The 11,154-nt window shown below is 40.5% G+C and carries 12 protein-coding genes; 7 read left to right on the forward strand and 5 right to left on the reverse strand.

Annotation, left to right across the window (positions count from 1 at the left end):
- Positions 1-740: 740 nt before the first annotated feature.
- Positions 741-953, reverse strand: a complete 213-nt coding sequence (locus PLL47_RS10755; RefSeq protein WP_324446203.1) for a hypothetical protein — start codon at positions 951-953, stop codon at positions 741-743.
- Positions 954-1,495: 542 nt separating this feature from the next.
- Here PLL47_RS10755 and PLL47_RS10760 point away from each other — a divergent pair.
- The 7 genes from PLL47_RS10760 to PLL47_RS10790 all read left to right on the forward strand — a co-directional run bounded on the left by PLL47_RS10760 (position 1,496) and on the right by PLL47_RS10790 (position 6,225).
- Positions 1,496-1,729, forward strand: coding sequence for a hypothetical protein (locus PLL47_RS10760; protein WP_324446204.1), 234 nt, complete (start codon positions 1,496-1,498; stop codon positions 1,727-1,729).
- A gap of 264 nt (positions 1,730-1,993) precedes the next feature.
- Positions 1,994-2,140, forward strand: a complete 147-nt coding sequence (locus PLL47_RS10765) for a hypothetical protein (RefSeq protein WP_324446205.1) — start codon at positions 1,994-1,996, stop codon at positions 2,138-2,140.
- A gap of 407 nt (positions 2,141-2,547) precedes the next feature.
- The gene (locus PLL47_RS10770; protein ID WP_324446206.1) at positions 2,548-2,829 is read left to right on the forward strand and encodes a helix-turn-helix domain-containing protein; all 282 of its coding nucleotides are present in this window, start codon (positions 2,548-2,550) and stop codon (positions 2,827-2,829) included.
- Positions 2,830-3,523: 694 nt separating this feature from the next.
- Positions 3,524-4,006 carry a hypothetical protein gene (locus tag PLL47_RS10775; protein WP_324446207.1) on the forward strand — a complete coding sequence of 161 codons (483 nt, stop codon included), beginning with the start codon at positions 3,524-3,526 and terminating at the stop codon, positions 4,004-4,006.
- A gap of 165 nt (positions 4,007-4,171) precedes the next feature.
- Complete coding sequence (locus PLL47_RS10780; RefSeq protein ID WP_324446208.1) at positions 4,172-5,020, forward strand: PrsW family intramembrane metalloprotease; 849 nt, start codon at positions 4,172-4,174, stop codon at positions 5,018-5,020.
- Between the two features lie 528 nt (positions 5,021-5,548).
- Entirely contained in the window at positions 5,549-5,707 is a 159-nt protein-coding gene (locus tag PLL47_RS10785; RefSeq protein ID WP_324446209.1) for a cytochrome c-type biogenesis protein, read from the forward strand.
- Between the two features lie 32 nt (positions 5,708-5,739).
- Positions 5,740-6,225: a hypothetical protein gene (locus PLL47_RS10790; RefSeq protein WP_324446210.1), complete on the forward strand. Its 486-nt coding sequence runs from the start codon at positions 5,740-5,742 to the stop codon at positions 6,223-6,225.
- A 70-nt stretch (positions 6,226-6,295) separates the two neighbouring features.
- Here the strand turns inward: PLL47_RS10790 and PLL47_RS10795 are convergent, their stop codons facing one another.
- The 4 genes from PLL47_RS10795 to PLL47_RS10810 form a co-directional block, all read right to left on the reverse strand.
- Entirely contained in the window at positions 6,296-7,513 is a 1,218-nt protein-coding gene (locus PLL47_RS10795) for a homocitrate synthase family protein (RefSeq protein ID WP_324446222.1), read from the reverse strand.
- 445 nt (positions 7,514-7,958) lie between these two features.
- Positions 7,959-8,786 (reverse strand): NAD(+)/NADH kinase, encoded by an 828-nt coding sequence (locus PLL47_RS10800; protein WP_324446211.1) that lies wholly within the window; start codon positions 8,784-8,786, stop codon positions 7,959-7,961.
- 1 nt (position 8,787) lies between these two features.
- Entirely contained in the window at positions 8,788-9,591 is an 804-nt protein-coding gene (locus PLL47_RS10805) for a bifunctional fructose-bisphosphatase/inositol-phosphate phosphatase (protein WP_324446223.1), read from the reverse strand.
- Positions 9,592-9,758: 167 nt separating this feature from the next.
- Positions 9,759-10,766: a type II glyceraldehyde-3-phosphate dehydrogenase gene (locus PLL47_RS10810; RefSeq protein ID WP_324446212.1), complete on the reverse strand. Its 1,008-nt coding sequence runs from the start codon at positions 10,764-10,766 to the stop codon at positions 9,759-9,761.
- Positions 10,767-11,154: the final 388 nt, after the last annotated feature.

The following is an 11,154-nucleotide window of genomic DNA, read 5'->3' on the forward strand; positions in this document are numbered from 1 at the left end:
AGCTATCAGATATTAAATGGAAAATTCAATTAATTTTTAATAATTTTAATATCTGTTTTTATCCTGATTATTTCGATTTAATTCCCTTTTATGTTTTAATCTCAAGTAAATTTTTAAGGGTTATCTTGTCCTGTTACGAGGAAACTTTCTCTCTTCACTTTTCCCTGAGCAGTTGAAAGACATTCATGCGTACAGTATATTGCCTTTTCTTCCATTCTTTTCAGGATTATAAGCTCATGTTAGCAAACTGGAAAGTTTTTACTTATCTGATCCATAATTTCCGTTTACCTGTTTTTTTCTTTACTTATATGTCTTTTTTTGATCATACTTTGATATAAAGTACGTATACACATTATAAATAATTATCTCATTAAACTAATGTTATTTTGATAGTATTCAGGAAATATTGGTAATATAAAAAGTATTTAATTGGAATAAAACAGATGGAGATATAATGAAAATGGAACAAAAGGGAGGTTGTATTTACTTAGCATGAAAGTGCTTTCAAATACTTTCATTTCTTTGTGCCTGTTATTAGAAGAATATCATGTGAGTTTTTTAAAAAAGGTTAAGACATAGGAGGAACCTGATTCTGGTTGTCCTCCTATTAAAGTATAATAAATATCCTTTTTTACTAAAAATAAGTTCCAATGTCTTCCTGTCAATCAGGTTGTATTCTCTTAAATCGCCTCTATTCCAATTCCGGTTTTAGCTAACCTTATTACTGTTTTTTTCGATAGTTAGTCTAATTCAATTAAATTATGTATCAATAATAGGGCTGCGACCTCATTTAACGTCAATTTAAGCTCTGATTTTCCCTGAAATAATTCATCATGGATTTCAATCAAATGTCTTTTGTTCGGCGGAATGTACCAGTAGGGATGTGATAAAATTCCATTTTCATAGATTAATGATAGTTCGTCTATTTTAGCCAAAACACTTTTTCTGTCCATAACTCCTTCTAGTAACAGTTTTATATATTTCTTAAAATCCTATCTTACTGTGAATACTTTTAATACCAGGACCCTCTTTCGAGTCCCATATTTTTCCCATTATATTCATTTATTAGCTTCCTTATATAGCCTTCTAAAGCCGTTATGAGAATATCCCTGTCTTACTGGATGTAAAAATATCCTGATTTTTGACTCTGAATCTTCAGAAGACATATTAAAAAAATATGAAAAATATAGAGGGGTAATCGGGTCTATTTTTGAAACAAGATGCCGATAAGTTGTTTTAAAATTCTGAAAAAAATTGTAAGTATCTTGATAATAAATCTCACTTTCACGAATTTTTAAACTTTTTCTTTTGAATTCGAGCTTTATGTTTTTCACTTAAGATTGTCGCTATTCCAGTCAAAGCAGATCATCATTGGATACACCTTCAGCCCTGAAATAAGGGATATAAACTCAGGGAAAATATTTATAAAGATGCGCGATCTAAGTTATGTAAAAACTGTCAGATTTCAGAGGGAAATTATCGGGAGATCCTTCACATGAGGCGAAAATTCCAATCCGGAAATAACTATCTTATTTTGTATGACTGCGGTACTGCCCTCCTGCGCTATGGAGATTCCTCTCCTATTAAATGTGATTATTATGAATGCGGCGACCTCATAACAATAAGATTAGAAGGGGATACAATGCAGATGGTAGTAGAAGAAGGGGGAATCAGTTCGATTATGGGCGACAGATGGGAGGAGGTCTATCCTTTTGAAGTTGCCTTATAAATGTTCTGAAGATCCATTCAAGCAATTTTGATTTTATCTCTGGAACTTAATTTTTTAAGCCAATAAAGAAATTGTTCCGGAACAGGAAGTATTTTCATTCCTTAATTTTTTCAGATTCCTGTCATATACTTTTTTTTTACAGGTTCTTCCTCTTTCTCATGTTTAGGCTGAACAAAAAAGTTCTATCCCAAAAAAACAGAAGAGGTAACAAGGACTTTTGAAAGAGGAAAAGTAGAAGAGGCACGTCTATTTCTGACAGAGATTGTGAAAAAGTTAAAGGACGATATAGAGAAAAGTGGCTCTCATAAATGGGAAGTCACTCTTAAAGAGTACATTGAAGCGTCTTCTGGTGGAATATTGCCGGGTGTAAAAACCGGGTTTGAAGCCACTATAAAACTAATAAGCCCCTGAAAAAATAGATGATATCATGCGTAATATCCTCGAGTGCCCTGAGGATCAGTGTCCCGAGGAATGCTGCAGATTTTTTAGGGCACAGAGGTGGATATATTGATCCGGAAAATAGGTGATTATGATTGGGAGTATCTGCTGAAAAATGAAAAGCAAAAAAATAATACTCAATGATGCTCGATGATAGCATGAGGATGATACGTAGCAGCAAACTTTTTTAACTAAAATAGCCGGGAACATCGAGAGGAAGATCTGATACTAGTTTAAAAAGTTAAGATAGAACGATTTTGAAGATTTTTGGGCTACATATCTTTAACCTATTTAATAAATAGATAAGTTTATAAACCGTTGATAGTTATTGGAACTGAAATAAAATCATTAATTTAGACGCCACCTCTGAGATGATATTAATGGATCCTATCGAAAAAATCTTTGGAAAAACCGCACAGATGACAGTTCTTAAGAACTTGATCGAAAATCAGAGCGAACCAACCTACCTTTCTGGGATTGCTGAAGCAACCGGCCTGTCCCATTCCAGTGTATCAAGGGTTATCACTCCTCTTGTAGAGTCAGGTGTTATCATGGAAAAACCACTGGGAAAACAGATCCGAACTTTTCAGCTGAATACGGAAAGCGAAGCAGCAAATCTGATAGTAGACTTCTACAAAAAAATCAACCAGCTGGTAGATTAAGTTTGAAAAAGAAAAGCGTGGAAAGTCGAATATAGAGATTGGATAGATTTACCGGTCTCTCTTTCCAGGCTTTACAAAGGTATCGAACCTGCATGCTGCAGGTTCTGATATCTTTTGATTACTTTTTTTAAGAGCTGATTCCAAAACTTAGAATCTGTTTTTTGAGTTTCGCATTCCTTATAATCAGTCGAGTCAGGTTTCTATTTTCAACTGCATGGGTTTGTACTGTTAATTTTACTCTCATACGTTATTCTGGCTACTATTTTCTTCAGACTCCTGAAACCTTTTTCATTCATTTTATTCCCTGCGTTTTAAGATAAAACTTAAATTTATAAAGGTAATTGATGTGAATTCTAAACCAGGTATGATAAAATAAACTTATATTTAGTTTTATAATTTTCTAAATAATTATCTATACAACAGATTTTCAATTAAAAAAATCAATGTTTATATAATTTATCCTTTTCTTTTTATACAAAAACTATTTTTGATCTTCTATACCAATAAGGTCCAAATTATAGAGTAAAAACAAAATTTTAATGCGCTATTAAATATTTTAAGAAATATTTAATGAAAAAAGTTATAAAAAGTAAACATTGAACTAAATATCTAAGCTTGAGAAATTCGTGCTTAATAGTGTTTTTTGATCGGAAAGAGGTAAATTATATTATTGATCAGAGAAAATAATAATATAATGGCTATAATGGGTGGAAGAGAAGCAGGAAGAGGACCTTTGCAGCTTGACATAGGCATAGTTGTATCAGGCCTTGGAGGGAACTCTGATGAAGAAAGGAATCAATTAAATGGGCTTGTTTCCTTTTCCGGCATCGATTTTGGGCTTTATATCGGGCCATCTTACAATCCGTTTCATACCATAGGGCCCAGCATAGGCATTGGTGTGGTCATAGGGTCCAATGGTTTTCTGGCTGCAAAATTAGGAATCCATTTCCGAAGGACATTTGGTTTAGCAATGCTGTTTCCTATAGTGCCTATATACGGCGTTACCGGAGCGAGCTTTTTAGCCACATTGCCTGTTTCGGAAGGAGTTAAAGCTGCAGCAACCGTCCCATTACTTCTAGTGCCGGTGGCTGTTGTATATCAGGAAGATATCAAAGAATACCACAGGCGTGGAAAAGAAATTTTAACGAAAATGATATCCTGCCTTTCAGGAAAATAAGACCGCATATTTCAGGATAAGCAGATACTTTAGGGCATTATTGGAATACTGAGAAACTCCTGTAAAACTTCTTCTACGCTATCTTTGGAACCCTCTCACTATTTCAGGCACTGACTTTTTGCGAAATTTCAGGATACAATTATGATATTGAACTGGGAAGAAGTTATGGACAGCAAGACTGAAGCTCAGGCACCTGTACCTGCGGTCCGGCGGAATGCCTGGCTAAAAGTTATAGCTACCTCAGCAGTTCTCTATGTTCTCCTGCTGGTGGTCTTGCTGCTGACGGAAAACTCCAACCTGTTCCCAACCCTCATGATGGTCGGCAACTTCATGGTCCCTGTCGCCTACGTGGCGTTTATTTACGAGCGAAGGCATCTAAGCAGCCTGAAAATGCCGGCTGTTTCTCTGGCTTTTCTTTATGGCGGTCTGGTGGGTATTCTTGCCGCTTCCTTTCTTGAACCATTTTTTATCACCGAGTTGAATCCTGGTGCGATTCTAAGAATAGGGTTTATTGAAGAATTTGCCAAAATCCTGGGAGTTCTGGTGATTGCACGCCACATGCGGCATGATTCGGAAATGGACGGTTTGATACTGGGTGCAGCGTCGGGAATGGGATTTGCAGCCCTGGAAAGTAACGGTTACGCCTTCACCGCTTTCCTGGACAGTAACGGGAGTATTTCGGCAGCAGTGGCAGTGACTTTAATCCGCGGCCTCTTTTCTCCTCTGGGGCACGGGACCTGGACGGCTATTTTATCCAGTGTACTGTTCCGCGAAAGCAGGCTCTGTGACTTTCGCATTAACATGCACGTGATTGGGTCCTACCTGCTGGTTTCCGTTCTTCACGCGATGTGGAACGGGTTGCCTCTGATAGTTATGTTTGTTTTAAGCGAGGGGTTAGCTGTATTAATCACCAATGCTGTGGTCGGCATTATTGGACTGGCCATTCTCTGGTTGCTCTGGCGGGAAGCAGTCAAATTACAGAATGTTTTACCGCCAGAAACCGGGAAAATGTAATACCTTAAAAGTCTGGAAACCATGTACGGTCCAGAATCTTGAAAATTGCAGTTGTGAAAAACGATTATTCCCGGAAGCGTTGAATTATTCCGGCTGATTGGTGGGCAAGAAATCGTTGTTTTTATGAAAAATAAGGAGATTAAAAGACCACACTTCCCATTATTTAGCATGAAAGCGATCTCAAATAGTTCAGTAAATATCACTTATCTAAAAAGTCGTTACAGGAAAGTAAAAGTATGGAAAAATCACCAAAAGTTAGCCTCTTGAGCTCAGCTCACTTCTACACTCAATAAATGAGTCTGCCTGAGCGAGAGAATCGAGTATTCTAAAAAAAATTAGTCCTCTTGAGGAAGCAAAGCGACCGAAAAGGACACCGCCCTCCCGAGGCGGAACTCGGGTGGCGCAACTCGGGTGGCGCAACTCGGGTGGCGCAACTCGGGATGGAAAGATATTAATTCGATAAGTATGAGTAATAATATGTGGGTAATATGATTACGGTAAACCCCTGATAAAACCATGGAGGTAGTAATGATGTGTAGTGTTGGAGACCCGTTTGATTTTAATATGGAAGGAAAGTTGCCGGTTAAAAACTATATATGCAAGGACTGCGAAAGTAAATTTAAAGGCATTGGCAAGAACGTAAAGTGTCCTTCCTGCCAGTCCAGCAACGTAGCAGAATCAAAATAATCAGCTGGATTTCTTAGATACTAATTTTTAACATGAAAAATTCAATTTCTTCTAAAGACATTTCACTGAAGGAAAGTGAAATGCTTCTCCTGCGCGGCGCGGCAGGTATAGTGGCTATTGTAAAAGCAGGTTCTGAAGGACAGTTTTTTCTGGAAACTGAGAATGAAGAAATTGTGCTCGGGCTTGAACCCCACGACCTGATTGTTGCTTCTGCACTTTCGGTGGACGAGAAAACCGAGAAAGGGCTCAAATGCGTTCTCTTCATGATCCGGGAAATCAGGTCGCCGTTAATAGTCCTTCCAAAGAACCACCCTGCATCGCCAAGGCTTCCAATCGTGGTGTCGGTTGGTAAAAGGACCGTACTGAGCTGCCATATCACACCTGGCACGCATCCGAATCAGGATGTGCTGTGCGGCTCAAATGAATTTGACAGTCTGGAGATAACAGGGACACGGGATGGGGTACAGATTAAAAATATGCCCGAGTGTGAAGTGCTGAAAATTAACTTCGATATCTGAAAAAATTAATTCAATATTAGAAAAAGTGAGAATGAATCATTTGAACATTCTCATTTATTACATACTCAGTTCAGATAGAAAACTTCTCTTTTTCGCTGCCTGAGGCTTTCTTTTCCTGCCTTACCTGAGTAATCAGCTTTTCAAGCTGATCCCTTGAAATGCTTTTGTGCTTTTCTTCGGTACAGACCTTAACTTTTTCTATAAGGGCACAGAGCTCATCTCTCTCAAGGCAGAAACCGATGCTGTTGATTATGCCTTTCAGGGCTTTTTTGCCTGTGTGCTTTCCGACAACAAGGTTGCGTTTTCCACCAACCATTTCGGGAAGGAAGAGTTCGTAAGTGCGAGGCTCTTCAAGAATTGCAGCGACATGGATTCCAGACTCATGGGTAAAGGCATTCTGTCCTACAACGGCTTTATTTACCGAAGGTGTAATTCCTGAGTATTCCGAAACCATTCTGGAGAGAGCATTGAGCCTGGTAGTGTCATAGCGCTCTATCCCATACTGCACCCTGAGTGCAACCAGAACCTCTTCCAGTGAAGCATTTCCTGCCCGTTCTCCGATAGCATTAACTGTTGTGTGAAGCTGTTTTGCCCCGGCTTCGGCGGCTGCAAGGGTGTTGGCTGTAGCCATACCGAGGTCGTCGTGGCAGTGGATACAGATGGAAGTGTTTACTGACTTGAAGATCTCACTTACAAGATAATGAGTAGTAGTAGGGTTGAGAATACCCACCGTATCTGCAAGGCTTACGTACTGAACTTTGTATTCGGTTTCAACTTCCTTGAAAGCCTTTTTGAGGCGGTCAATCGGGGTGCGGCTTGCATCTTCGGCTGCAAAACGCACTTTTAAACCGTGGTCAGTTGCATATTCTATGGCTTCCTTGGCGCAGCCGAGCATGTCCTCAAGGCTCCTGTGATACTTGTACTTGAGATGCATGTCGGACATTGCAATGAAAATGCTCACGATATCAACGTCACATTCAAGGGCAGCATCAACATCCCCCTTTACTGCTCTTGAGAGGCAGCAGATCCTTGAGTTAAAGCCCTGGTTTGCAATTTCCTTTACGATTTCTTTTTCGTCTGCGGAAACTACCGGAAAGCCGGCTTCTATAACCTCTATACCCATGGAATCAAGTTCACTGGCTACTGCCAGCTTCTGTTCTTTCGAAAACACAACGCCTGGGGTCTGTTCCCCATCGCGAAGGGTTACGTCACAGATTTCGATATCAAGGGGGCGATAATCGATGAAATCCATAAGTGTGTTTCTGGAGTACTGCTCGCTCTCTGACATATTTACTGTTTCCCGTGATTTTCTCATTAGAGGAATTTATGATTATTTTTAATGATATTTGTGTTAACTGCCCCTGAAAAACAATTCAAAGGCATGAATAAGAAATTATGAGGCTGAAAAGCCACTAAAAGTCAAAAAATCTTATGATTAGCAAGATTAGCATTAGCTTTACCTACATATGTATAAATGTTTTCCTTGGAGGAAAAGAGTTTCCGAGGCAATATTACAATATTTTTTGAGGAAGAGAATCAATTTGTATTCCTCCATCCTTTACAAAGCGAGATCGGCATTCAACTTCCCAGAAATTGAGCCTGCATCTGATAAAAAAGCCTTAAGAGATCAGAGATAAAACCCTGAGGTAACATAAAAGAAATAAATAAAATATAAAAAGTTAAAGAAGATAAGCCAGTAAGAAGATAAGTCAATAAAGTTAAAAAAGGATTTTTCAGGAAAGTTTCCGCTGAACTCTCTCATAAAAGCATGTATCTGATATCCTGACAAAACGTGCAGGGTATTTTGATTTTTTTAGTTTGACAATATCATCAGGCCTGATCCTGTAAGATTTCTGTCCGTCAATTGCAATTACAGCCTCTTTTTTGTGGTCCGATAATTTTACTGTAATCTCGCTGTCCGAAGGAATTACCCAGGGCCTTGAGGAAAGTTTGAAAGGGGCAACAGGAACCACTACAATTGCATTTACCCTTGGATTTACGATAGGGCCCCCTGCGCTCATTGCATATGCAGTAGAACCTGTAGGGGTTGCAAAAACCACGCCGTCCGCCCGCATCCTGTCAAGAAGGCAGTCGTTGACATAGACTTCGAACTGGATTATCTTAGCGGGTTTTGCAGACATTACAGCGATCTCATTGGTGGCGGTTTCAAGCATTTCCCCATTTAGAAACACGTCCACGCGCATCCTTTCGATATACGAAAAACCATAGAGGACTTCTTCTATAGTCTCAATCGCATCTTCAGGCTCCACGTCTACGAGAAACCCGAGAGTGCCCATATTAATTCCCAGTATAGGGAGAGGGTCTTTCATTTTGGCAATATTCCTGAGGACTGTCCCGTCGCCTCCCACACTGATTATGAGTTCCACTCCTTCATCCCTCATCCTTTCGACCGGAGTACCTTCAATACCCAGGACTTCAGCCGTTGCGGTTGAGACGAAAATCTGGACCTGGGAGCCGAAATGTGAAAGAATATTCCTTACCATGTCAAGGACTTCAGGCCTGTCGCAGCGTGACGCAATCCCTATCTTTTTTATAGCCAAATTATCCCTCTGAGAGCAGATTTAAAATTTTTTTGTGCACATGTCCGTTGGATGCGACCATTTCCACCCTGGCAGTAACATTATCCGGAAGCCTCAGAATCTTTCCACGTCCATCCGTAACACGCCCCCCGGCTTCTTCAAGGATCAGCTGCCCTGCTGCTACATCGGTTACACGCAGGGCTTTTCTTACGTCCACAAAAGCGTCAAGCCTTCCCGAGGCTACATAACACAGCTCAAGCGCAACACTTCCAAACAGCCTCACACGCCGGACATTACTGCTTATTTTCAGGGTTCTTTTCACGTTCTGTCTGTAGCCGTATACGCTTACACAGAGTTTATTCAGGTCCGAATTAGAAGAGGGCCTGATTCTTTTTCGGTTAAGATACGCCCCCTTTCCAGCTTCTGCGTAGTATTCCTCTTTAAGTGCAAGGTTGCTCACATACCCGAATCTCAGGTCTGAGAGGTCGTGAGAAGTAAAAGCAATAGAAACGCTGTAGAAAGGAATTCCTGTAGAAGCATTATATGTCCCGTCGAGAGGGTCAAGCACAACAGAAAACTCAGGAGAATTCCCAATAACGAGTTCTCCAAGCTCTTCGCTGAGTATCCTCATATCCCTGCCGTCGGCTCTAAGTACCTCAACTATAGCATCTTCTGCTGCCTGGTCTATACTGGTTGTCGGCGTTCCATCAGCACCCATGTGTATGAAGCTGTTTGCCGAATCAGTGCCCACAAGCTCACAGGTTGCATCGTATGCAGCCTTAAAAGCTTCCTGACACAGTTTTAAAAAGTTAGAATCTGAGGTCATATGAGGGTCGAATCCTTCTTTTCTCAGGTTTCCCGTTTTCACAGACCGCATTCTTGTTCTGGAAATCGAGATTTCAAAAAATCAGGACTCGGGTAGCTCTCCAAAAATTCATATCAGAAAATCATCCGGGCACCCGGAGTCCTGTGAATATAAATACTTAAAGGGGCTCAGAACCCGAGAGCCTTGTTTGTTTTCAGGATTGATTTTGCGCCGTCGCTCTCAAGCTCCATCATTGCACGGATAGCGTCTATGTTTTCTGGAATTGTAATCGATTCCTGGTGTATTGCCTGGAAGAAGTAAAGTTCTCCTTCGTGCATGGTGATTGAGTCGGACCAGACACAGTTCTCCCACATATCATTTCTTGGGCGCTTAATATCCCTGGCAACTTCCATGATTTCAGCTGTGGAAGCTATGCCCTGCCCTACGAAATGGATCCTTGACTGGGAGCCAAGCACTTTCCTGACGTCTTCCGCAGTGCACCTGTCCTTAAGCTCCATATTAACGGTGTGCAGGTGCATGAGGGTAGTAGGGATTTTCATTGCGGCTGAAGTGATGTTGATGTGAGGAATAACGGTTTTAACATCAGGTCCGTGGTGGGAAGGAAGCTTTATCGGGTCCGGGACTATTGCATTGATCGGTCCCTTCTTTATGTCGTTGGGATCGGCTGACCTTCTGGCAAGGGTTACCCTTACCTTGTTTATCCCGAAGGCTTTGTCTATGGGATAGATGACCCTGCAGAGACCTGTGGTGTTGCAGGAAACAACCCTTACGAAGTCAAGGCCAAGAGCCCCTTCGTAGTTTGAAACGGCATTAAAGGAGTAGCCTGCAAGTTCGTGCTCCTCGCCACCCTGCCAGATTGCCTTTACTCCTGCTTTTTCGTACATGGCTTTATTTTCTTCCCCAACTCCCCCGGGAGTACAGTCCACAACCAGGTCGGCTTTCTCTACCATTTCCTCAATGCTTCCGGCAGCAGGTATTCCTGCCTTTTCAAAAGCTCCAAGATTGGCAGATGGGGCGTAGATGTCATACCCGAGCTGGTGGGCTACTGCAGCCTCATAGTTAGGTTTTGTCTTCGAAACCCCTACGATTTCCATGTCATCCTGAGCCTGTACGGCGTCTGCAACTCTTTTTCCGATAGTTCCGTAACCGTTTACTGCAATCTTTGCTTTGACCATTATTATCCGTCCTGTTAAATAATACTTAACTTCTTCATACTGTTTAAATTCCAGCTTAAACTATGGTTTTAATTAATAATCTTAAAAGCTGGAAATTAAGTTTCTCAACATTTGTAATTTCCAGGCAATAGTTTTGCACAAATCCAGAATTCAGATATAAATTTAAAGTGTTCCACACATTTATAATGTACGTATACATTAAAGAGACGCTGCAAACTGTCAGATTTTTAATTTAAATATTAAAGTTAATTGATAAGTATTTCTAATATATTATTTACGCCTGGATATTTGCCTTAGACTACATTCAGGTTATAGATTCAAAAAAGATAAATACTCTCCTTCGTTGAACGTGACCGGAGAGGTTTGAGGAGCAAACAAGGTTGCAAGA

This window comes from Methanosarcina sp. (genome assembly GCF_035390745.1).
Lineage (GTDB): Archaea > Halobacteriota > Methanosarcinia > Methanosarcinales > Methanosarcinaceae > Methanosarcina.

Coding starts and splice junctions, on each gene's coding strand:
- PLL47_RS10755 (WP_324446203.1), bottom strand. CDS start 953: ATGGACAGAAAAAGTGTTTTGGCTAAAATAGACGAACTATCATTAATC.
- PLL47_RS10810 (WP_324446212.1), bottom strand. CDS start 10,766: ATGGTCAAAGCAAAGATTGCAGTAAACGGTTACGGAACTATCGGAAAA.
- PLL47_RS10770 (WP_324446206.1), top strand. CDS start 2,548: ATGGATCCTATCGAAAAAATCTTTGGAAAAACCGCACAGATGACAGTT.
- PLL47_RS10785 (WP_324446209.1), top strand. CDS start 5,549: ATGATGTGTAGTGTTGGAGACCCGTTTGATTTTAATATGGAAGGAAAG.
- PLL47_RS10790 (WP_324446210.1), top strand. CDS start 5,740: ATGAAAAATTCAATTTCTTCTAAAGACATTTCACTGAAGGAAAGTGAA.
- PLL47_RS10760 (WP_324446204.1), top strand. CDS start 1,496: ATGAGGCGAAAATTCCAATCCGGAAATAACTATCTTATTTTGTATGAC.
- PLL47_RS10795 (WP_324446222.1), bottom strand. CDS start 7,513: ATGTCAGAGAGCGAGCAGTACTCCAGAAACACACTTATGGATTTCATC.
- PLL47_RS10805 (WP_324446223.1), bottom strand. CDS start 9,591: ATGACCTCAGATTCTAACTTTTTAAAACTGTGTCAGGAAGCTTTTAAG.
- PLL47_RS10775 (WP_324446207.1), top strand. CDS start 3,524: ATGGCTATAATGGGTGGAAGAGAAGCAGGAAGAGGACCTTTGCAGCTT.
- PLL47_RS10780 (WP_324446208.1), top strand. CDS start 4,172: ATGGACAGCAAGACTGAAGCTCAGGCACCTGTACCTGCGGTCCGGCGG.